Origin of the sequence: Nocardia sp. NPDC050713 (assembly GCF_040654315.1) — a bacterium.
GTDB lineage: Bacteria > Actinomycetota > Actinomycetes > Mycobacteriales > Mycobacteriaceae > Nocardia.
The window spans coordinates 37,149-57,922 of sequence record NZ_JBFAHS010000005.1 but is presented as its reverse complement, the minus strand read 5'-3'; the positions used below and the strand labels follow the sequence as shown (position 1 = coordinate 57,922).

The 20,774-nt window shown below is 68.7% G+C and carries 21 protein-coding genes; 15 read left to right on the top strand and 6 right to left on the bottom strand.

The window, feature by feature from the left end:
* Nucleotides 1-33: 33 nt before the first annotated feature.
* The 4 genes from AB0H49_RS11685 to AB0H49_RS11670 all read left to right on the top strand — a co-directional run bounded on the left by AB0H49_RS11685 (nucleotide 34) and on the right by AB0H49_RS11670 (nucleotide 4,610).
* Nucleotides 34-1,707: a BCCT family transporter gene (locus AB0H49_RS11685; protein WP_357250221.1), complete on the top strand. Its 1,674-nt coding sequence runs from the start codon at nucleotides 34-36 to the stop codon at nucleotides 1,705-1,707.
* A gap of 338 nt (nucleotides 1,708-2,045) precedes the next feature.
* Nucleotides 2,046-3,440 carry a serine hydrolase gene (locus AB0H49_RS11680; RefSeq protein ID WP_357250218.1) on the top strand — a complete coding sequence of 465 codons (1,395 nt, stop codon included), beginning with the start codon at nucleotides 2,046-2,048 and terminating at the stop codon, nucleotides 3,438-3,440.
* Between the two features lie 363 nt (nucleotides 3,441-3,803).
* A complete protein-coding gene (locus tag AB0H49_RS11675) occupies nucleotides 3,804-4,187 on the top strand; it encodes an RNHCP domain-containing protein (protein ID WP_355002073.1) in 384 nt (127 codons plus the stop codon).
* Between the two features lie 12 nt (nucleotides 4,188-4,199).
* On the top strand, nucleotides 4,200-4,610 hold the full coding sequence (locus tag AB0H49_RS11670; RefSeq protein WP_357250213.1) for an RNHCP domain-containing protein: 411 nt from the start codon (nucleotides 4,200-4,202) through the stop codon (nucleotides 4,608-4,610).
* Between the two features lie 29 nt (nucleotides 4,611-4,639).
* Here the strand turns inward: AB0H49_RS11670 and AB0H49_RS11665 are convergent, their stop codons facing one another.
* Nucleotides 4,640-6,703 (bottom strand): acyltransferase family protein, encoded by a 2,064-nt coding sequence (locus tag AB0H49_RS11665; RefSeq protein ID WP_357250958.1) that lies wholly within the window; start codon nucleotides 6,701-6,703, stop codon nucleotides 4,640-4,642.
* A gap of 324 nt (nucleotides 6,704-7,027) precedes the next feature.
* Between AB0H49_RS11665 and AB0H49_RS11660 the strand changes: the two genes are divergently transcribed.
* Both AB0H49_RS11660 and AB0H49_RS11655 read left to right on the top strand, forming a co-directional pair.
* Nucleotides 7,028-9,265 (top strand): hypothetical protein, encoded by a 2,238-nt coding sequence (locus AB0H49_RS11660; protein ID WP_357250210.1) that lies wholly within the window; start codon nucleotides 7,028-7,030, stop codon nucleotides 9,263-9,265.
* Nucleotides 9,266-9,386: 121 nt separating this feature from the next.
* Nucleotides 9,387-10,151 (top strand): hypothetical protein, encoded by a 765-nt coding sequence (locus AB0H49_RS11655; protein ID WP_357250208.1) that lies wholly within the window; start codon nucleotides 9,387-9,389, stop codon nucleotides 10,149-10,151.
* A 281-nt stretch (nucleotides 10,152-10,432) separates the two neighbouring features.
* Here AB0H49_RS11655 and AB0H49_RS11650 read toward each other — a convergent pair whose 3' ends face one another.
* From AB0H49_RS11650 to AB0H49_RS11640, 3 genes are all read right to left on the bottom strand, one after another.
* Entirely contained in the window at nucleotides 10,433-10,735 is a 303-nt protein-coding gene (locus AB0H49_RS11650; RefSeq protein ID WP_355002077.1) for a hypothetical protein, read from the bottom strand.
* A gap of 156 nt (nucleotides 10,736-10,891) precedes the next feature.
* Nucleotides 10,892-11,338 carry a hypothetical protein gene (locus tag AB0H49_RS11645; protein ID WP_357250204.1) on the bottom strand — a complete coding sequence of 149 codons (447 nt, stop codon included), beginning with the start codon at nucleotides 11,336-11,338 and terminating at the stop codon, nucleotides 10,892-10,894.
* Between the two features lie 76 nt (nucleotides 11,339-11,414).
* On the bottom strand, nucleotides 11,415-11,876 hold the full coding sequence (locus tag AB0H49_RS11640) for a MarR family winged helix-turn-helix transcriptional regulator (protein ID WP_357250201.1): 462 nt from the start codon (nucleotides 11,874-11,876) through the stop codon (nucleotides 11,415-11,417).
* A 105-nt stretch (nucleotides 11,877-11,981) separates the two neighbouring features.
* Here AB0H49_RS11640 and AB0H49_RS11635 point away from each other — a divergent pair, with 105 nt between their 5' ends.
* The 9 genes from AB0H49_RS11635 to AB0H49_RS11595 all read left to right on the top strand — a co-directional run bounded on the left by AB0H49_RS11635 (nucleotide 11,982) and on the right by AB0H49_RS11595 (nucleotide 18,903).
* Nucleotides 11,982-13,292, top strand: a complete 1,311-nt coding sequence (locus AB0H49_RS11635) for a Dyp-type peroxidase (RefSeq protein WP_357250198.1) — start codon at nucleotides 11,982-11,984, stop codon at nucleotides 13,290-13,292.
* Nucleotides 13,293-13,476: 184 nt separating this feature from the next.
* A complete protein-coding gene (locus AB0H49_RS11630) occupies nucleotides 13,477-13,902 on the top strand; it encodes a hypothetical protein (protein WP_355002081.1) in 426 nt (141 codons plus the stop codon).
* On the top strand, nucleotides 13,899-14,201 hold the full coding sequence (locus AB0H49_RS11625) for an SH3-like domain-containing protein (RefSeq protein WP_357250194.1): 303 nt from the start codon (nucleotides 13,899-13,901) through the stop codon (nucleotides 14,199-14,201). The genes AB0H49_RS11630 and AB0H49_RS11625 overlap by 4 nt, the downstream gene beginning before the upstream one ends.
* Nucleotides 14,198-14,908: a thiocyanate hydrolase subunit gamma gene (gene scnC / locus AB0H49_RS11620; RefSeq protein WP_355002082.1), complete on the top strand. Its 711-nt coding sequence runs from the start codon at nucleotides 14,198-14,200 to the stop codon at nucleotides 14,906-14,908. Before AB0H49_RS11625 ends, scnC begins: the two co-directional genes overlap by 4 nt.
* Nucleotides 14,905-15,231 carry a ScnB gene (locus AB0H49_RS11615; protein WP_357250191.1) on the top strand — a complete coding sequence of 109 codons (327 nt, stop codon included), beginning with the start codon at nucleotides 14,905-14,907 and terminating at the stop codon, nucleotides 15,229-15,231. The genes scnC and AB0H49_RS11615 overlap by 4 nt, the downstream gene beginning before the upstream one ends.
* 509 nt (nucleotides 15,232-15,740) lie before the next feature.
* Nucleotides 15,741-16,850 carry an MFS transporter gene (locus AB0H49_RS11610; protein ID WP_357250188.1) on the top strand — a complete coding sequence of 370 codons (1,110 nt, stop codon included), beginning with the start codon at nucleotides 15,741-15,743 and terminating at the stop codon, nucleotides 16,848-16,850.
* The gene (locus AB0H49_RS11605) at nucleotides 16,844-17,488 is read left to right on the top strand and encodes an HAD-IA family hydrolase (RefSeq protein WP_357250185.1); all 645 of its coding nucleotides are present in this window, start codon (nucleotides 16,844-16,846) and stop codon (nucleotides 17,486-17,488) included. Before AB0H49_RS11610 ends, AB0H49_RS11605 begins: the two co-directional genes overlap by 7 nt.
* 241 nt (nucleotides 17,489-17,729) lie before the next feature.
* The gene (locus tag AB0H49_RS11600) at nucleotides 17,730-18,146 is read left to right on the top strand and encodes a hypothetical protein (protein ID WP_357250182.1); all 417 of its coding nucleotides are present in this window, start codon (nucleotides 17,730-17,732) and stop codon (nucleotides 18,144-18,146) included.
* A gap of 43 nt (nucleotides 18,147-18,189) precedes the next feature.
* Nucleotides 18,190-18,903 (top strand): hypothetical protein, encoded by a 714-nt coding sequence (locus AB0H49_RS11595; protein ID WP_357250955.1) that lies wholly within the window; start codon nucleotides 18,190-18,192, stop codon nucleotides 18,901-18,903.
* 201 nt (nucleotides 18,904-19,104) lie between these two features.
* Here AB0H49_RS11595 and AB0H49_RS11590 read toward each other — a convergent pair whose 3' ends face one another.
* Nucleotides 19,105-19,539 carry a hypothetical protein gene (locus tag AB0H49_RS11590; protein WP_357250179.1) on the bottom strand — a complete coding sequence of 145 codons (435 nt, stop codon included), beginning with the start codon at nucleotides 19,537-19,539 and terminating at the stop codon, nucleotides 19,105-19,107.
* 122 nt (nucleotides 19,540-19,661) lie between these two features.
* On the bottom strand, nucleotides 19,662-20,411 hold the full coding sequence (locus AB0H49_RS11585; protein ID WP_357250176.1) for an alpha/beta hydrolase: 750 nt from the start codon (nucleotides 20,409-20,411) through the stop codon (nucleotides 19,662-19,664).
* Nucleotides 20,412-20,774 lie beyond the last annotated feature (363 nt).

The following is a 20,774-nucleotide window of genomic DNA, read 5'->3' as shown; positions in this document are numbered from 1 at the left end:
CCAACCAATCGTTACCGGCGATAGTTGGAGGCGATGGACAGCGAGACACAGCAACATCCCACCGCGCCGGACCTGCGTCTCATCGGGATCGGCGTCGCGGCAGTCGCCTGCGTCGTCGGCTGGGCGGCGCTCGGAAAGAGCAGCTTCGGAGCGGTTTCGGACACCGCGCTCGACTGGGTGCTCGGCAACTTCGACTGGCTGTTCGTGGTGTCGGCCGACCTATTCCTCGTGCTCTGCGTGGTGATCGCCGCCAGCCGTTTCGGGCGTGTCCGGCTCGGCGCCGACGACGCCGAACCGGAGTTCAGCAACCTCGCGTGGATCGCCATGATGTTCAGCGCGGGCATGGGCATCGGCCTGATGTTCTACGGCGTCGGCGAACCGCTCCAGCATTTCGTGTCGCCGCCGCCCGCCGCCGACGTCGAGCCGCGAAGCACCGCGGCGGCCAGCACCGCGCTGCAATTCTCGCTGTTCCACTGGACGCTCACGCCGTGGGCGATCTACGGAATCGTCGGATTGGCCTTGGCGTACGCGGGTTTTCGCAAAGGTCGCGGCAATCGGCTGTCGGCCGCCTTCGTTCCGCTGCTCGGCGCGCGCCGCGCCGCGGGGTGGCAGGGACAGGCGATCGACCTGCTCGCGGTGTTCGCCACCGTGTTCGGCACCGCGACCAGCCTCGGACTCGGCGCGCTCCAGGTGGCAAAAGGGCTGAATCTCACGGTCGGCACCCCTGATTCGGTGACCGTGCAGCTGATCGTCATCGGCGCGCTCGGCGCCGCCTTCGTCGTTTCCGCGTTCTCCGGACTACACCGCGGCGTGAAATGGCTTTCGACACTGAACATCGCGCTCGCCGCCCTGCTGGCGCTGTTCGTCTTCACGCTCGGACCGACCGTCTACATCCTGGACACGATCCCGGCGAGCGTCGGCAACTACCTGTCGAATCTGCTGCCGATGGCCACTCGCACCGGCGCCTACGCCGACCCCACGTGGATGGGGACCTGGACGATCTTCTACTGGGCGTGGTGGCTGTCCTGGGCGCCGTTCGTCGGCACTTTCGTCGCCAGGATCTCGCGTGGTCGCACCATTCGGGAGTTCCTGGTCGGCGTGCTGCTGGTGCCGAGCGGAGTGACGGTGGTGTGGTTCTGCGTCATGGGCGGCACCGCGATCCGGGCGACCACCACGGGCGTCATCGATCTGACCGCCGACGCCGCCGACGCCGAGGCCGCGCTGTTCGGCATGCTGGAAGCGCTGCCCGCCGAAACCGTCACCTCGTGGGTCTCCATGGTTTTGGTGATGACCTATTTCGTGACGAGCGCGGATTCCGCGTCGCTGGTCATGGGTTCGCTGACCAGCCGTGGTTCGCTGCATCCGCCCTCCTGGCTGGTGGTCGTCTGGGGCACTCTGATGGCCGCGGTCGCCGCCGTCCTGCTGGTCGCGGGCGGGCTCGGTGCGCTACAGACCGCGACGATCCTGGTCGCCCTGCCGTTCGTGCTGGTAATGCTCGCGCTGTGCTGGTCGCTGCTGACGGAATTGCGCGAGGATCCCGGCGCCGGGCCCGCCGCCCACCACCCGCTCTACGGCCTGCGCGACGCGGTGCGCGCCATGGTCGGCGAGGCGATCAGCGAAGCCGACCGCGGCGGGCACCGCCCGCGCCGCGCATCGGGCCGCGGGATCGAGCACCCGATACAGCGGGAGCCCGGCCACTCGTCCTGATCAGCCCGACGGTAATTGTGTCGTAGAACACTCCTGCGCTACAGTCGAAATCTGAGACCGGACAGTTCCACAGATGACCGGCCCGAGCACCATGGGGGACCTCGATGACGAACGGCCCGGCGACGCGCGGCTGCCGCGCTGCTGATCGCGCTCGTGACGCTGGTGACCGCGCAGACCGCCGCGCAGGCCGAGGAGCCCGTGGCGTAACCCATTTCTCGCCCGTAGACGGCATCGAGCACTACCGCTCGGCACGCGCCGCGATCGCCTGGCTGCGCTACCTGGCACTCGGCGACGCCGTCGCCTGACACCGAACACCGCTTCGCAGAAAGAAATTCACCATGCTCTTCCGCCGCAACGCCTGGGTGACCGGGCTAGGCGCCGCCGTGCTCGTGACGGCGGCGCTGCTCTCCCCCGCCGCCGTGGCCGCACCCGAAGCCGGTTGCGCCGAACCCGCCGCGGGACAGGCGCCGGAACGAAGGGACGCCGCCGAGGTCGGGATGGATTCGGCGGCGGTGGCCGACGCGGTGCAGTTCGGCGCGCGCACCGGGTCGCACGCGGTGCAGATCTACCGGCACGGCTGCCTGGTCGGCGAGCACACGCCGACGGGCAATGTGCCGATGCCGCTGGCCAGCGGCAGCAAGGGTATGGCGGCGGTGGCCGTCGGGCGCGCGGTGACCATGGGCTATTTCGGCCTCGACGATCCGCTCGGCAAGTTCTTCCCGCAGGCCGACGCCGCGCACGCGGCCATCACCGTGCGTCAGGTACTCAACCAGACCACCGGCATCCACTTCAGCTGGCCCGCCGATCTCGCGGGGCTGCAAACGGATTCGGTGCGGCAAACCCTCGCCGCGCCGGTCGAATACGAACCGGGCAGCACGTTCCAGTACGCCCAGAACGTCCTCGCGCTGTTGCCGGAGATCATCGAGATCACCACCGGCGCGGACTTCCAGGACTTCGTCCAGCGCGAAGTCATGGGCCCCATCGGCATCGACCGTGGCAACTGGGTCTGGCTGCGCGACCGCAGCGGAAACACCGCGGTCAACGGTGGTCTGGCGATGCGTCCCGCCGACCTGGCCCGGATCGGCAGGCTGCTGTCGCAGGAAGGCCGGTGGGAAGAACGGATACTCATCGATCCCGGGTACATCCGGCAGGCCACGACTCCGACCGAAGCCAACGGCGGCTACGGGTTCCTGTGGTGGCTCAACGCGGGCGACACCTATCGCGGCGTGAATGTTCCCGTCGCGCAGCTGTATTCGCATCCGGTCTTCGTCGGCTCCCCGCGCGACACCTACGCGTTCTCCGGAGCGCTCGGCCAGTTCCTCACCGTGGTCCCGAGCCGCGATCTGGTGATCGTCCGCCTCGGCGTGCCCACGCGCTTCGAGCCGGGCAACCTCACGGGGATGCTCACCGGCACCAGCAATCCGGACAACAAGGAGCTGTTCCGGAGGGTGGCCGCGGCGGTCACCGATCTGCCCGCGCTGCCGTACGAAGATCCCTACGCCGTCCAGGATCCGAATCAGCCGCTGGTGCGGGACCCGGAGGATCTCGGCAAGCTCGTCGACCCGCTGAACGTCGCGGCCGTCCTGCTCGGCGTCGGGCCGTACGCGTCGACGGAATGCAATGTCTTGTGGTGCAACGGGAAACCGGTCCACGAGGATGTATTCCGGTTGATTCTCGACGTGGCGGGCCAGATCTCCGGAGCGGTGGCCGCGCTCGGAAACACACCCCGCTGAGGACGGCGAGGGTCGGCCAGTGCCAGCACTGCCACACACGGCGCTGCCGTCGCTCGCATGACACCGATGGCCGCCCGGCTCCTCCGTCGCCGGAACGCCTTACGGTACGGGCCGCGGAAAAATCAGTGGCCGCGCTCCGGACTCGGTTATACAGTTCCTCGCGCGCACAACCGCGCGGTGGACGCGACCCACCCGGTCGCCAAGAAGGAGGATGATGTATGCCCCGGCTCGCGCCGAGAGCGCCTCGACGCGTGGCTCGGAACCTCGACCACGCCGGTAACGCCGACCGCCACTGACCTTTTCGAGGCGCACTCGGCCTGCTCCCGCTGCTCTTCACACAGCCAAGGAGTAAGGAGAATCCGGGTGTCCCACCCCAACATCTCGACCCACCGCGGTCCGAGCCCCGCGCTACGGACCGGCACCTTCACCTGCGTGCGCTGCGGCCTCGTCGTCGCCACGCTCGCGCCGGACGACAGCAGGCGCAACCACTGCCCGAGCTGTCTCAACTCGCAGCACACCGTCGACCACGTCGAGGGCGGCGCCTCCGACTGCCACGGCCGGATGACTCCGCTGTCGATCGCGGTGCAGCGCAACGGTTCCTGGTCGGTGGTGCACCGCTGCACCCGCTGCCACGAGCTGTCGCTGTCGCCGGTGTGCGGCGACGACAATCAGCTCGTTCTGATGCGACTGGCCGTGCGTCCGCTCGCGGAACCGCCCTTCCCGCTCGAAGTCTTCGGCGATCTGTAGGGCGGGTGTGAGATGCCGCGAAGAAAGACGAAATCCGCTCGCGCGCAACGCCGTAAGGACGTGCTGCACGGGCCCGGCGGCGAATCCGGCGACGCCTTCCGCTGCGTCGGCTGCCGGATGGCGGTGTCGGTCGTGGCACCGGGCACCGCGCACCGCAACCACTGCCCGCACTGCCTGTCCAGCCGCCACGTCGACGGCCGGATACCTGGCGACCGCTCGTCGACGTGCGGCGGGCGGATGTCCGCGGTCAGCCTCTCGGCCCGCGACGACGGCGAGTGGCTGCTCGTACACCAGTGCGCCGCCTGCGGCGCGCTCAAGGCGAACCGCATCGCGGGCGACGACAATCCGCTGGCGCTGATGCGAATCGCGGTGCGGCCGTTGGCCGATCCGCGACTCGGCAGGCGCGCGCTGCTGGCGCTGTGACGGTCGGGGCCGGGCAGCCCGGCCCCGACTCACCACCAGCCGAGGATCGGCGCCAGCCTGCGACCGAGTTCGGGCGCGAGCGACCGCGAATAACTGGCGGTCAGATGGTGTTCGTCGTGATAGACGAGGATGTTGCCCTCGATCACCGGGCAGACCTCCGGCGTGCAGAGGGCGTCGGTCAGGTCGATCGGGAACACGTTGGGAAAGGACGCGGCGGGCTCGGCGGCGGGATTCACCTCGTCGAGCGCGTCGGTCCTGCGCATGCCGCAACTGACGCCGTCGCCGCTCTGGGCCAGGCAGTCGATGGCGCGGTAGCGGATGCCGTCGCGGCGCAGCCAAGGCGTGTCGCGCACGGCGAGCACATTGAGTCCGTGCTCGGCCAGCCGGGACCAGACCTCGAGGTAATCGGTCGGTGTCTCGTCGCCGATGCGGTCGCGCGGGCGGGTTCCGGTGGTGAACACCCACTGCGGCCGGTCGACGCCGAGCCGGTCGATCACCTCCGCCGACCAGTCGCGACAGTCGGGAATCGGCTCGCCCTTGTACATCGGCTCGGCCGCGACCGTCAGCGGGCAGCCCATCTTCAGGTACACCGTGATGCGGAAGCCGTGTTCGCGGGCGAGCACGTCGAGCGCGGGCACCCAGTGCTCGGCGTGCGAGCTGCCGACCACGGCGATAGTGCGTTCCGCGTCCGCGTCGCCGTAGGTGCAGGTGATCACGTCCCGGGTGTCCCAGTCCGCGATGCACTTGTCCCGCGACGGATACGCGGCGTCGGCGGGCGCCTCGAAGACCGTCGGGCGCATCTTGGCCCGCGGGACGGCCGCGCCCGCCGCCAACGCCTCGGCGCCGGGATAGCGCGTCGGATCCAGGTGCGCGACCGGCTGCGGCGGCAGGATCGCGGTCACCACCTGTGCGCCGACCGCCACCACGAGCAGCGTCGCGCCGACGCACGCCACCGCCCGGCCCGCTCGGCGGCGATACCCGGCGAAGCGGGCGACCGCGCCGGTCCGCAGCGGCTCCTCGACGAAGCGGTGGGTCAGATAGGCCAGCGTGAACGACGCCGCGAGCACCACGAGCCCGCCTTCGATGCCCGCCGTCGGCGTACCGCGCTCGGCGAGCACGAAGATCAGGATCGGCCAGTGCCAGAGGTACAGCGCGTAGGCGAGCTCACCGAGCCGGACCATCGGCGCGGCGGCGAGCAACCGGTTCGGCAGCGGCTGCGCGGCGGTCGGCAGACCGGCGCCCGAGAGGATCAGCGCGACGGCCGCGCCCACCGGGATCAGGGCGGCGGGCCCGGGAAACTCGTTGGCGCCGTTGGTCAACCAGCCGCAGCTCAGCACGACGAGCGCACCGGCCACCGCCAGCAGTACCCGAAACGCGCGCGGCAGTGCCAGTTTCGGCGCGAGCACGGCGAGCAGCGCACCGGCGAGCAGTTCCCAGCCGCGCGCCAGGCTGTCGTAGTAGTTCCAACCCTGGTGCAGTTCCGCGCCGCGGGCGGCGTAGAGGAACGAGGCCACCGCCAGTCCGCCGAACACGACCGCCGTCGTCGGCCGCAGCGCGGTCACCCGGCCGAACCTGCGAACGACGGCCACCAGCAGCGCGATTCCGGCCAGCGCGACGAGATAGAACTGACCCTGTACCGACATCGACCACAGGTGCTGGAGCGGACTCACCGACGGGTCGGCGGCCAGGTAGTCCGACCAGGACAGCGCCAGATACCAGTTCTGGTAGTACAGCAGCGAGGCCAGCGTCTGCGTCGCCGCCTCGGTCCACTGCGTGTACGGGCGAATCAGCACCGTGCCGATCGCTACGACGGCCAGCACGAGCACCAAGCCCGGCAGCAGCCGCCTGCCCAACCGCCGCGCCGTGGCGCCGAGTTCGACAGCGCCGGTCGACTCCGCGCGCCGCAGCAGCGATCCGGTGAAGAAGAAGCCGGACAGGACGAGGAACACGTCCACGCCGCCGGAGACCCGGCCCAACCAGATGTGGAACACCACCACCAAGGCGATCGCGACGCCGCGCAGTCCGTCGAGGTCGTGCCGGTAGGCGTGCTTCCGCTTCGCGCGGAGCCGCCGACCGGCTTCGTCGGGCTCGATGGGCCGTCCCGGCGCCGGAGCAGGACGTCGTCCGATCACGCCCGGCGCAGTGGTCGCCGAACTCCCACGCCGATCGTCGACCTCGCCGGAGCCGACCGCCGGAGACCCCCCTTCCACCGGCCTCATCGATGCATCGACCGGCGCCGGACCCGCGCGCCGCGGCCTCTGGTGTCCGCGAGGCGGACACACGGTGAACATGACATGACAACCCTCTTATCACGTGCGGAGAAGCAAAATCCAACCGGACATAAGCGCGACTAATCGGACAAATGTCACCAATCAGTTCTTGCTTCGTTCAAGCGGTGCTAATACGCTGCGCCCCTTGTGAGCACAATCGCGGCGATCGAACCGCGCCGAGTAGGGCTGAAGTGGGGGGCGATTACCTCACTAGGAGTGATCGCGGGATATCTGGCGGTGTTGCTTGCCGATCCGCGGCACTACTACACCGACGATACCGAGGCCCAGTACGCCCCCATGTGGGTGGCACTCGGAAACCAGCTGCGCGAAGGGCGATTGCCGATCCTCGTCCCGCACGAGTGGATGGCGGGCAACTACACACTCGAGGAGGCGGGGCTGCTCAATCCGGCCCACCTGCTCGTCTTCTTCATCGCCCCCTCGATGGACGACCTCGCCCTCTACGCGACCCTGGTGAAGCTGGTCTTCTCGATCATCGCGGGCCTCGGCGTCTTCCGTATCTGCCTCGCGTACGGCGCACGCGCGCCGTGGGCGGCGGTCGCGGGCGCGGCGTTCCCGCTCAGCGGCTGGTTCCTGTTCTTCGACGAGGCGAGCTGGTTCACCCCGCACGTCGCGACCGCGTGGATGGTGCACGCCTGGGCCTCGGGCGTGAATTACGCGCGCGGGCGCAGCGGACCCATTCCGGTGTTCGTCTTCCTGTATCTCACGCTCACCGTCCAGTACGCCTTTCCCGCGGTGGAATCGGCGCTGGTGATCGTCGCCGTCGCGGCGGGCGAGATCGTCCACCAGCAGCGCTGGGCGCCCGCGGTGCGGCTGATGCTCGCTTCCGGCTGCGCGGCGCTGACGGCGGCGATCGCGAACCTATCCGGAATCCTCTCCTCGCAGGTCACCTGGCGCGGTAGCGCGCAGATCCACAACGATCCGTTCCTGACGGTGCCGTGGTCGGAGTCGCTCAACGCCAGCCTGCCGAGCACCACACCGGCGTTCACCGCCTGGTGGGGTCACGTGCAGCCGCTGCCGATGGTCTACATCGCGTGGTTCCTCATTCCCGCGCTCGCCTTCGTCGACTGGCGGGCGGCGCGCCGCTCCGCACGGGAGTTCAGCGGCATCGCGTTCTTCGCGACGGCGGTGCTGATGTGGACCGCGGGCCCCGGCGCGATCGGCCCGCTGCGCTGGCCCGCGCGGGTGCTGCCGATGGTGGCGATCGCGCTGCTGGTGCTGGTCTGCGTATTGCTCAGCCGGTACGGCGCTTTCGCCGCCTCGCGAAGGCGGATGGTCGCCGCCGGGGTGTTGATCGGGCTGCTGTTCGTCCGATCGTTCTCGGCCGCACCGCTGTTGGCGCTGCGGCATCTGATCGCTGCTGTCGTGGTCGCCGCCCTCGGCTTCGCGGTCGTGTGGCTCGCGCGGCACCGCGGCATCGTCGCGGCGTGCGCGCTGACCATGGTCGCCATGTTCCCGATCGCTTTCACCCAGGTGGCGATCGCGCCGCTGACCCCGCTGTCGTACAACTTCCCGGAGAAGCGCTCCGAGATGCGTGCGGCCTTCCCGGATTTCGACGGGCTCACTTTGCAGCTCGCCGACCGGGCGATCATCGCCCCCGAGGACCGCGGTCTCGACGGCGCGTACGGATCGCTGGCCATCGGCAACTACGCCAAGGCGCTCGAACTCGACTACGTCAACGCCTACACGCCCATCGGCCACACCGGCATCGCCGGACTGCTCTGCATGGCATGGGACGGCAGCACCTGCCCGGACGCGTTCCGCCGCGCCTTCGCCGACGAACCGTCGACCGGAGTTCCCGTCGTCGACCTGATGAAGGTCGATCGAGTCGTCCTCCACCGCGCGCAGTATCCCGACGCGCGCGATCACCCCGCCCCGCCGGGCTGGCAGTGGGTGGACTACCGCGGACACGAGCGCTTCATCTGGGTGCTGGAACGCCAGGACGGTCCGGCCTCCACCCGCGACGGCGCCATCGCGCACACCTCCGGCGTCACCGCGTCGTCCACCGGCTCCTACGACGACATCACCACCCGCGCGAAGGTCAGTTCCGCGACCGGAGGCCGGGTCGTGTTCTCCCGCCTCACTTGGCCGGGCCACCGCGTCACGCTGAACGGCCGCGAACTGTCCACGTTCGCCGTCGCCCGCACCTTCCTTGCCGTCGACATCCCGCCCGGCACACAGAACGCCGAACTGGTCGTCGACTGGCGGCCGCCGGGCTGGCAGATCGGAATCGGCACGGCGCTAGCCGGTTTGGCCGGGCTCGGTGTGTTGCAGTGGGCCTACCTGCGCGCACGCCGGCGGACGGACGATACGCCGGACATCGCGGAACCGGATGTCGCCGAGGAGATGGCCGAGGCGAAGGGCTGACCCGCGTCCGACGCGAAACAGACCGCGCGGGACGCGGTGTGTGAAATTCGTTTCATCCGAATGCGATGCGGCTCCGAATCAGATGCGTAGGAAACTCCGCTTCTGCGAATGAGGACGCCGCATGGCCAACAAGGCAGTTATCCCGTTCCGTTCCTTCTCACTGCGCACGACGACGCTGGTCGTCGGCGCGATCTCGGCCGCGGTCGTCACGGCCGCGCCCGCGATAGCCGACGCGCCTCCGCCCGGCGAGGCCGTTCCGGTCGGCGCCGTCGCCGAACAGTTCCCGTTCGGCGCGAACATCTTCGGCGCGGTGATCCCGCTGCCGATCGTGCCGGCGCCCGCCGCCGACCCGATCGAACCCGCGCCGCGGACGGCCGTGGACGACGAGTTCGAGGCGGCCACACCGGTCGTCGAGGCCGCGCCCGTCCCGGCGCCGACGAACGTGCTCCGCGTCGGCAACGTCGAACTCGGACGGCCCGACTGGATCACCCCGGAGCAGGCCGATCAGATCAACGGCGCCACGATGGTCGCGCAGAACGGCCTGTCCGGCGCACTCCAGTCCTCGGGCATGGAACGCTCGCGGTCCGACCAGATCTCGGCCGACGTCATCGGCACCGCGGCCCAGGGCGCGCTCGTCGGCGCGGCCGTCGCCAGCCCGATCGCGGTCGCCTCCGCGGTGATGGGCGCGGCCATCGGCCTCGTCGTCGGCATTCCCTTCGCCCCGGCCGGGCTGTTCTTCATGCCCGTCCTCGCCGCGACCCTGGCCGTCGGCATGATGTCGCTGCCGTTCGTCGCCGCCGGAGCGGGCATCGGCGCGATCGTCGGCGCCGTGGAAGGCTCGATGGCCCCGCCCATCGCACCCGCCGGCGAGCTTCCCGCCGCCTGAGTTTCGATTTTCGTTAGTACACAACCCAATACGTCAGGGGCGGGCTCGACTTGATCGGGCCCGCCCCGCTGAAGAACGCATCGACTCGGCTCAGCCGGGGCGATGCGGTGGCCGAAGATGCCCCGCAGGTTTCAGTTGGCCCCGCGGGTTTCAGTCGGCCCCGCGGGTTTCGGTCCGCGCCGCGGGTTTCGGTCCGCGCCGCGGGTTTCGGTCCGCCGAGCCGATCGGTCCATCGTGTCGAGAACCCCGAAGGGTCCCCGGCCGCACAGCCGTGATCCGAATCAGGCCCGACGATCCACCGTCGCCCAAGCGGCGACGGCGACCACACCCGACACCACAGCCACCGACGGCCACGCGCCGATCTTCTTGGCCAACGGGTGCGAGGCGCCGAGCGCGCCCACCGACAGTCCCGTCAGCGCCGCCGCCCCACCGGTGCCGACCGCCTTCCGCCACCGCGGCAGCGCGGCCGCCGTCGCCGCAGCGAAAACCACACCGCCGAGCTCGCGCTTCTTCGTCGCCTGCGCGAGCGCGAAACCACCGCCGAGTCCACCGGCCGCCAACAGCGCCGTGGGAATCCGAGCCATGTCCAACTACCTCCTCGTAACGATCACTTCCTCAGCCATAGTGCCAACGCGCTGCGCGGAAGCTTCCAACGTGCGCCCGAAACGGGCGAACACCGCAGGTCAGGAGGGCCGGGATCGGCTCCGGCTCGGTAGCGGGGACATCGAATCCGCGCTGGTTCAGGAGCCGGGCCGGACGATCATGAGCACGACGACGACCACCCACAACAGGTTGTAGACACCGGCGAGCATCCCGAGCACGCGCAGCCGCCGACCGTCGTCCGGCGCCGCGAGCGCGTCACGCTGCATCGGATGGATCTGGACCGCGAGCAGCCCGCCCGCGACGGCCGTGAGCACCATGGCCAGCGTGATCCAGATTTCGCCCATCCGGCCCTGCACCGCGGCCAGCACGATGCCGACCACCGGCACGATGACCCCGAGCGCCGCGTAGACACCGGTCACCCGGTGCATCGCCTGCGCGACGGGGACACTGCGTTCGGCCCCGTCGCGCGTCGGCGCGCCCGCCGCGACCGGGGCGTACCGGGGGAACAGACTCGACGCCACCGCCGAGCCACCCACGAACACGATGGCCGCCACCACGTGAACCGACAGCAAGACATGCTTCACCGATCGACTCCTTCATCCTTCAGTTGGACTGAAGCCTAACGGAAAGCTTCAACCAAACTGAAGGACGTGCGCGGAATCACCGCGCGGTGCGCGATTCGGGAGACTCTCCGGCAAAGGCCGCGAGGATGGCCGCGCCGATCTGCCGTCGGATCGGGTCGGCTTCCGCGCCGAACAATCGCTCGTCCACCTCGGCGACGACCCCCTCGGCCTTGCGGAGCAGCCGAGAACCCTTGGGCGTCAACTCGATCGTCGACGCCGACCCGGCGCGGGCCGTGCGGTCGCGCACCAGCCCCGCGGCGACCAGCGCCTTCACCGCCGTGTGCACGCTCTGGACGCTGATGCCCGACATCCGCGCCAGATCACTGAACGACGCGCCGGGCACGCCGGAGATATGACCGAGCAGCCCTAGCCGGGCGATGGTGAGATCCAGCGGGGCGAGGGCGGCGCCGAGCTCGGTCTCCACCATGCGCGCGAGGGTCAGCACGATGATGGATGTGCTGATCGCGGGCGGTCCAGGTCGGGCGTTCTCGGTGGTCACGCCTTCAGTTTCGCGCATCTCGACCCCCGAGCGCGGCACGGGTGAACAAGTCGCTAACCTTCAGTCTTATTGAAGGATTGCTCGCGCGCCGTTACGCTGTGGCGCATGAGCGAAAGTACTACAGGCAGTAGTAATTCCGATTCGCCAACCGGTCGAGTCTCCCGCCGCACCTTGTTCGGCGCGAGCCTCGTCACGGCGGGAGCGGCAGCTGTCGGCGCGGTCGCCGGTCGAGCGACGGCGCCCGATCCCGCGCCGCCCTCCCGCACCGAGTCTTTCCACGGCCCCAGGCAAGCCGGTATCGCCACCCTCACCCAGTCGCACGCGCTGTTCCTGTCCGTCGACGTCGCGCGGCCGGATCGAACCGTGCTCCGCGAACTCCTGACCGGATGGACCGCGACGGCCGCGGCATTGACCCACGGCGACCCCGTCCCGGAAACTCCGGACACCGCACGCGGTTTCAGCGCGCATACCGATTTCGCCACCGATCTCGATCCGGCTCGACTCACGATCACCTTCGGGCTGGGACCCGCGCTCTTCGACGAGCGCTTCGGCCTCGCGTCCCAGCGCCCGAACCACCTGCACCCGCTCCCCGAATTCCGCGGCGACGCACTGAATCCCGCGTGGAGCGGCGGCGACGTCCTCGTTCAGATCTGCGCCGACGACGCCCAGATCGTGAGCCACGCGTTCCGCGCCCTCCGCGCACGCATGCCCGGCCTCGGCCGCATGCGCTGGACCCAGCACGGCTTCCTCACCAGACCGGCGGACGGCGGTACTCCGCGAAACATGTTCGGCCACAAGGACGGCACGGCGAATCCACGAGCTGGGACCGCCGATTTCGATCGCGCCGTGTGGATCGACTCCCCTGACGAACCCGATTGGCTGCGCGGCGGCACCTACCTGGTCTTCCGCAAGATCCGCATGAAAACGGCCGACTGGGACCAGCTTCCACTCGCCGAGCAAGACCGCATCATCGGCCGCCGTCGCGGCGACGGCGCACCGCTGCACGGCGAACGCGAGTTCGATCCGCTCGACCTCGAGTCCCGCACGGCCAGCGGCGAACTCGCCATTCCCGCCGGAGCGCACGTCCGCCTCGTGCACAACATCCCCATGCTGCGTCGCAGTTACAACTACGACTACGGCACCCTCATCGCCAACGCGGGCGGCGTCGCCGAGGAACCGCACACCCACGCCCCGGGGACGCCGGAGCACACCCACGGCGGACACAACCAGCTCGACGCGGGCCTGCTCTTCGCCGCCTTCATGAACAACCCACCCGAGCAGTTCATCAAGGCCCAGCACGCACTCGCGAACGGCGACCGCCTGAATCCGCTCATCCAGCACACCGGCAGCGCGTTCTTCGCGATACCGCCCGGCATCGAGCCAGGCGGGTCTGTCGCTGACGCTTTGTGGAGCTGAGCGGCCCGCATCCGCTCCGGTCTCGGCTCTGGTGCAGCGCAGCAGCTTCATTCCGGCAAACGTGCCGTGTATCGTGGGCGACCTGACACCGTATTTGTGATGGGGGTCACTCCCCAGTGCTTGCCCCGAGGCGGCGCGTGCCGCATCTCGCCGGGGATATCGGAGCCGCGACAACGGAGCCATCATGAGTTCACCGAATCGATTCGACCAGCTTCAGCACCGGGTCGCCGACATCGCGCCGGTGTTCCGCAAGCCGCTGGATTCGCCGTACGACATCTCGAACGAGCTTTTCGAGGCCCTGCGCCACGTGCTGCACGACGTCGGCGGGCAACCGGACATTCCGGTGGCGTACCAGGAAAAAGTCGAAGAGCCGTGGGAGATGAGCACCTACGTCACCTGCGAATGCCTCGGCTGGCGCGGGGTGTGGAACTCCGAGGAACGCCGACGCGCCGAGAACGACCTCGGCGCGACCCTCTACTTCGGGCTTCCCTACTACGCACGCTGGGCGACGGTCGCGGCGAAGGTCCTGATCAACAAGGGCCTGATCACTCCGGACGAGCTGTCGGCGAAATTGGACGAGGTGCGCGCGCGGCTGAAGGAGCGAGCATGACCCGCAAGTACAGCATCGGTGAGCGCGTGACGGTGCGCGACGCGACGTCGATGTTCCACACCCGGACCCAGAGCTACACCCGCGGCCGCACCGGCGTCGTCGTCGAATACCGGCCGGAGTGGATCATCCCGGAAGACGAGGCGTGGGGACGCGACGACGGCCGCGTCGAGCCGTTCTACGTCGTGCGGTTCCGCCAGAAGGATCTGTGGCCGAATTACACCGGCTTCGACGCCGACACCCTGGAGACCGAGGTCTCCGAGCGCTGGCTCGAGCCCGCAGAGGAGGACGATTCGCAGTGAGTCACACCCACGACCACGGGGCGCACGCGCCGATCCAGGCGAGCGAGGAGATCAGCGAGTTCGAGGTGCTGGAAACGGCGATCCGCGAACTCGCCATCGAGAAGGGCCTGTTCTCCCAGGAGGACCACCGGCGGTTCTCCGAATGGGCCGAGGCGGTCGGCCCGCACGGCGGATCGAAACTGGTCGCGAAGGCGTGGCTGGACCCTGATTTCAAGGCGCGCCTGCTCGCCGACGGCACCGAGACCTGCAAAGAGATCGGCATCGACTGGCGCGACCCCACCGGTTCGGGCACGCCGAGCGACTACACCTACTTCTACGTCCTGGAGAACACCCCCGAGGTGCACAACGTCATCGTGTGCACCCTCTGCTCGTGCTACCCGCGACCCGTCCTCGGCATGTCACCCGACTGGTACCGCACCCCCAATTACCGTCGCCGCCTTGTCCGTTGGCCGCGCGAGGTGCTTGCCGAATTCGGCCTGCACTTCCCGCCCGAGGTCGAGATCCGAGTCCACGATTCGAACCAGAAATCCCGCTTCATGGTCATGCCGATGCGCCCCGAGGGCACCGAGGGCTGGACCGAGGAACAACTCGCGGCGATCGTCACCCGCGACACCATGATCGGCGTCGCTCTCCCCCAAGCCGACTGGACCGCCCAGAAACCACCCGACCAGGTCGAGGACGCCATGCGAAGGGAGGGACGCCGGTGACCGGCCCCTACGACGTCCTGCTGAACACCCTCGCCCCCGGAACCACCCGCGAATCCACCCTCCCCCAACTCGACCGCAAACCCGACCCGTGGGAGTCGAGCATGCAGGCGACGTGCGAATGCCTCTCCTGGAGAGGAGCTTTCGACAACCTCGAACGCCGGCACGCGGAAGACGCACTCGGCGAGACCATCTACCACGACTTTCCGGTGCGAGCGCGGTCGGCGGTGATCACCGCGCATACGTTGATGGATCGCGGGGTCATCAGTCCCGAGGAACTCCGCGCCCGAATGGATTTGGTGCGGGAAAGGTTTCATCGGGAGTAGAGCCCGTAGAGCAGCCCGGGCAGCGATCTACCGCGCTGGCCGGTTGTTCGATGTTCGCCCTTCGATACTTCGATCACCCAAGTCGCCCTTCAATTTTCATTACTCGTTAATCGGCCCGCTTCCAGTTCGCAGTCGATCCGGTCTCAGCGCTGTCACGGGTATATCGCCTGGTCACTGATACTTCCGGACGGCATGATGTGGAGCGAATCACCGATGCCCGCTCCGGGTGGTAGCTTCCCGTACCCCTTGGTAGGTTTCGGCTTGTTCGCGCAGCGTCGCGCAACCTTCAGGCTTTGACCCTCGGAACGTTCCTCCGATCTACAGTTCGCGCGCCTCTCTCGTCGACTAGAGGCGGGAATTGTCATACCCACCCACCCGCAGCCGTTTTCGCGGTCGTTCTCGACGGCGGAGGCGGTGGCGGCATCGATGGAGCTTTCATGACACGCACCATCGCGCCGGCATCAGAACGTGCGCGAGATATACCCGACGCCGTAGTGCGGAGCCGGGGTTTGTTGACGGGGTACTTCGCCGGACTCGGCGTTGTGATGGCCGTCTGGGGAACCAGGATTCCGGCCATCCAGGAGTCCGCCGGGCTGGACACCGCTGGGCTTGCCGCGGTACTGTTCGCCGCCGCGGTCGGCATGGTCGCAGGCCTCCAGATAGGGGGTCGGCTCGCCGAACCCGCCCGACTTCCCCAGCTGTTGACCAGCGGCGCACTAGGTCTCGCCGTAAGCCTCGCGGTGCTCGGCACCTGCCGAACTCCGATCACGCTGGCCGCCGCGACGCTGCTTTTCGGGGCCGCGCACGGTGTGCTGGACGTCGCCGTGAACGGAGCGGCGGTTCGGTGCCAGCAGGCATACGGTCGCCCGATCATGTCGGGCCTGCATGCGGCCTACAGTCTCGGCGCGCTCGGCGGGGCCGTGCTCGCCGCTGTCACCGCACACGATTCGCACACATACGTTTTCGGCGTCACCGCGGGTGCGGCGATCGTGGCGACAGTCGCGGCCGCACCGGCTACCCGCTGCATCGGATTTCCGGACCTCGGTTCGGCGGAAACGGTCACGCCGGAGCGTTTGCCGGAACTGTCCCGGTCCCGGCTCTGGCTGTTGGGCTTGCTGGCCGCCGCGTGTCTGCTCGGCGAAGGCGCTGCCGCCGATTGGTCGGCAGTCCATCTCAGCGGGTTGCACGCGTCCCCCGCGATCAGTGCCGCGGCGTACGCCGGATACAGCGCGGCCATGGCGGCCGGGCGTCTCGTCGGCGATCGACTCATCGCAGGCTTCGGCGCGCCGAAAGTGGTTCGCACGGGCGCGCTTCTGGCCTCGTTCGGACTCGTCGCGGGTCTGGTGGTGACCGACGTGCCCTTCGCGTTGGCCGGTTGGGCCGCATTCGGTCTCGGCCTGTCCGTCACGATTCCTTCGCTGTTCAGCGCGGCCGGCACGGGTGGTCCGCGCGCGGTCGCCACCGTGGCCGTGGCCGGCTACCTCGGTCTGCTCGCGGGCCCGGCGCTCATCGGCGCCCTGGCCACCGCGACGACCCTGCCCCTCGCCCTCATGCTGCCCGCCCTGCTCGCCGCGGGCGTGGCCGTCCTGTCTCATCGAGCACTGGAGAACCGGTGGTAACCGCACTATCTCAGCAGCCCGCGGAACTCGACGCGGTCATCTTCGACTACAACGGCGTCATCGGCCTACAGCCCACTGTTCCCATGTGGACCGGCCTCGCCGAACTCGCCGGCTGGCCCGCCGATCAGCTCGGACACTTCCAGAATGCTTTCTGGAGCGCCCGAGAACCCTACGACTCCGGCGAGTCCGACGACGCCGACTTCTGGACCGCCGTACTCGGCCACCGCCCGGACCCGGAATTGCTCACCCGGTTGCGTGCCGTCGACACCGCGATGTGGACCTCGACCGACGCCCGCGTCGTCGCACTCCTGCACCAGGCCCGACAGGCAGATCTCCCAATGGTGCTGCTCTCCAACGCACCCCATCCGGTGAGCGATGCCCTCGACGCCTCCGCCTGGCGCCCCCTGATGACCGACGCCCTCTACTCCGCCCGGCTCGGCAAGAACAAACCCCACCCCGACACCTACCTAAACGCCTTCGACGCCACCGGAGTACGCGATCCCGGCCGCGTCCTGTTCATCGACGACCGCGCCGACAACTGCCGAGCCGCCGCCCATCTGGGCCTGCGCACCCTCCACTACACCGGCTCACCCGCCGATATCGAGGATCACCTCCGCCTCGCCACCGTCGCCGCGTAGATCCCCCCGCTCGGGCCGCACACGGGATTTCGGGGTCGGCGTAATACAACCGTCAGCACTACGAGGCCTGCCGAACGCTCGGCTGGGATGACCCAGCCGAGCGTTCGAATCGACAGCTCTACCGCGTCGTGCCAGGTCAAGACGCTGAAAACGCCTGGCGTGGTTGGGTAGAACACGGTCTCGGTGGCCGTGTCAGGCGGCTGTCAGCGCGTTGTCAGGCCAGCCGCCGATAGTCGTTGCCATGACAAAGAACAGCGCTTCCTCCATCACCCTCACCGACCAGGACAAGGCCACCCTGCGGACCGCCGCGTACGGCGCCGTATCGCTGCTGGCCGCCGCCGGTGGCAAGCCGCACAAGATCGCCACCGACGGCTCCATCGCCCTGTACTCCGCGACCGGCCTGGTCGGGCACGTGCTCGCCGCGAAGTCGAAGGACATCGAACTGAAGGGCAAGTCCGTCGCCGAACTCGCCGACCAGGTGCTGCCCGCCCTGACCGCAGCGATGAACCTGCTCGCGGAACAGGATCCGGCCGAGGCCGACAACTTCCGCAGCACCGTCCTCGTCGCCATCGACGCCGCCCAGGCCCGTGCGGGCTCGCCCAGCCCCACCGTCGCCGAGATGACCCGCAAGATCACCGCAGCCCTCGACGCCGCTTGATGGAATGCCGACCACGTACATCTCACGCACAGCCAGAGGAAATATCGCCGTGTCCAAGTTCGCCCCGGCCACCACGCTCGCCGCCGCGTTGATCACCGCCACCATCGGCTTCGGCGCGGCCACCGCGCAAGCCGCCCCGGCCGCCCCGGCTCCGGTCGGATACACCGCCGCCACCGACGCCGAGTCCGCCACCATCACCGTCGACTCCGGCACGCTCTCCGTCGCGGACGGTGCGTTCACCATCAGAGCATCCGATGGTGCCGTGCTGGCCGGAACCGAATTGTCCTTCCGCATAGACGATTTCGTCTTTCCGATCGCGGCCGAGATCTCCGGGCGCACCGCCGTCCTCACTCCGCAACTCGATCCGGCCAAGGCCTCGTACCAGCCGGTGGCCCTGCCCTACGAGGACCAGGCCGGATGGCGCAGCCCGTACGAGCGAGAGCAGGCAGCCTGGAGCCGGATGGCCAGCACCATCGGCCTCGGCGTCAGCCTCGGCGCCCTGGTCGGCGGGATCGGCGGCGCGGCGGTGGGCTGCGTGCTCGGCGCGGTCGTCGGCGGCACCGTCGCCGCCGCCACCCTCGTCGGATTGTTCGGCCCATTCCTCCCGGCCGCGGCCGTCGGCTGCCTGGGCGGCGTCGCCGCGATCGGCGCCCTCGGCACGATCGCCGGCCAGCTACTCATCACCGCCCCGGTAGCCATCGCCGCCGCCGCGCAGTACCTCACCACCATCAACCAGCCTTTCCCCGCCACGAAGTAGTCCGCGGACGTAACACCAAGGCCCCGAACGGAACACCGATCGGGGCCTTCGGTCATGATCCCGCCGTCCCGACGGCCCGATGCAATCAGCGCAGATCACGCAAGAGGTAGGCCGGACGCGCTCCGTCGGGTAGGGCCGTGCCGAGTCCAGGACCCGGCTATCAGGCGGCGGATCTGAGAGGCCCTGGGCACGGCTCCGGCGTCAGCAGTCCGTATGCACGAAGACCTTTCGCGTCTCGCCGCCGCTGTTGTGGATGACGACGTACCGCCGCGGATCGCGATAGTCTTCCACCGAGTGCTCGTTTCCAGTGTCTGTCGATAGCAGGTCGTTCATTCCGGTCGCGGCCCAGTAGGACCTCCACGATGACGGAACGCCTGGGGCGAACTTCGCGAAGTCGGATTGCCGTTTGAACTCGTCGACGGAGCCGGCCGGAATATCGACAACGGCTACCGTGGTCGACTCCCTGAAACCGCTGTCATGCTCGTACCAGATGACATCGGCACCAGCTGGGAAAGCGACGTTCGCACACTTCGACAGGTGACCCAAATCGTCCCCTTGGTCCGAGGAGCACCCCCCGACCACGACCGACATCGCACATGCGGAGATACACAGGACGACAGGACGTTTGTGACTCATGCAGGCTCATTCGTAAGCACGTCCGGCGTGAGTGCCGCATCTGATGCGCTGTTGATCGACGTCGATGCCGACTCGCCGGAACTGATCCGGTGACCGCTGTTGCCAGGCCGAAGCAGCGCAGGTCAGCTCGATTCCGTGCCACCACCCGACGAAAGAAACGCTTCGAGCCGGTCGACGAAACCCGGTGCCGCCGGGACGAAATGGCCCGAACCTGGTGCGATGAGCCGTTGCGCCCCGAGTGCGTCGGCGAGCAGGTCGCAGATCCGTTCCAGGCCGGGAGAGTGTCCACCCGATGCGACTAGAACAGGGACATCGGCCGCCCGCAAAGCGGTCAGGTCCGGTCGTGCTTGCCCCGGTAAACGAGCGCCCCACGCGCGGCGCACGGCTCCATCGGACAACCGACTCCCTCCCCCATCCGGTGCCCCTGCGAGAATGAGGAATTCGCGCAGTATTGCGGGGTCGGCGTCGAGACCGTGGGTGAGCACCGCGTTTCCCAGACTCTCCAGCCGAGCCACTTCCGGATCATCAGGGGCGAGAAAGTACAGGGGCGGTTCGATGAGGGTGAGCGAGCGCACGGTCTCGGGTGCCTGAGCGGCGGCGAGGAGCGCCCCAAGTACCCCGTAGGAATGGGCGACCACATGCGGGCGCCGATCCTGGAATATACGTCCGAGATCGGCCGCGTCGATCTCGAAGTCCTGTTGCCCACCCGGTGGCGGCGGACTCGCACCGAAGCCGCGTCGGTGCACAAGCAGCAGCGTCCACCGCGCGGACAGCGAGTCCAGCCCGGTCCAAGTTGCCTTCGGCCCCGCGCCACCGTGTACGAGTGCCACCGCCGGTCCGGTCCCGTGCTCGAGGATCGTCAGAGCTTGCATGACTTCGAGTGTCCGCCATGCGGTCGAAACCGGGCTACCCTGGACTTACTTCCCCTGAGATTTACTGAGCCACACAGCCTTCCACTAGCTCAATGAATATGCCTTCCAGCTCATCCTGCATTTGCCGGCATGAGGTTCATTGGTACAGGAAGGGCAGCACCTGTGGTAATGAGACGTAAGTGCTGCGACAGGTAACAGACTTCCGCGCGATCGCGTGTTGCGAGGGTTGACGTAGCGGGTCCGGCGCCCCTCCCTGGAGCCTAGGGACAGGGTGCGCCGACCAGGGCACAGGCCAAGGCGACCGCGTTGGATGCTGGCGTTGGGGAAGTGCTCCATGCTCGGGGCTATGACGCCCGGTCCGGG

Excerpts from the sequence above, each read along its gene's own strand:
- AB0H49_RS11685 (WP_357250221.1), top strand. The coding sequence starts at position 34 with ATGGACAGCGAGACACAGCAACATCCCACCGCGCCGGACCTGCGTCTC.
- AB0H49_RS11680 (WP_357250218.1), top strand. The coding sequence starts at position 2,046 with ATGCTCTTCCGCCGCAACGCCTGGGTGACCGGGCTAGGCGCCGCCGTG.
- AB0H49_RS11670 (WP_357250213.1), top strand. The coding sequence starts at position 4,200 with ATGCCGCGAAGAAAGACGAAATCCGCTCGCGCGCAACGCCGTAAGGAC.
- AB0H49_RS11655 (WP_357250208.1), top strand. The coding sequence starts at position 9,387 with ATGGCCAACAAGGCAGTTATCCCGTTCCGTTCCTTCTCACTGCGCACG.
- AB0H49_RS11650 (WP_355002077.1), bottom strand. The coding sequence starts at position 10,735 with ATGGCTCGGATTCCCACGGCGCTGTTGGCGGCCGGTGGACTCGGCGGT.
- AB0H49_RS11635 (WP_357250198.1), top strand. The coding sequence starts at position 11,982 with ATGAGCGAAAGTACTACAGGCAGTAGTAATTCCGATTCGCCAACCGGT.
- AB0H49_RS11630 (WP_355002081.1), top strand. The coding sequence starts at position 13,477 with ATGAGTTCACCGAATCGATTCGACCAGCTTCAGCACCGGGTCGCCGAC.
- AB0H49_RS11625 (WP_357250194.1), top strand. The coding sequence starts at position 13,899 with ATGACCCGCAAGTACAGCATCGGTGAGCGCGTGACGGTGCGCGACGCG.
- AB0H49_RS11600 (WP_357250182.1), top strand. The coding sequence starts at position 17,730 with ATGACAAAGAACAGCGCTTCCTCCATCACCCTCACCGACCAGGACAAG.
- AB0H49_RS11590 (WP_357250179.1), bottom strand. The coding sequence starts at position 19,539 with ATGAGTCACAAACGTCCTGTCGTCCTGTGTATCTCCGCATGTGCGATG.
- AB0H49_RS11585 (WP_357250176.1), bottom strand. The coding sequence starts at position 20,411 with ATGCAAGCTCTGACGATCCTCGAGCACGGGACCGGACCGGCGGTGGCA.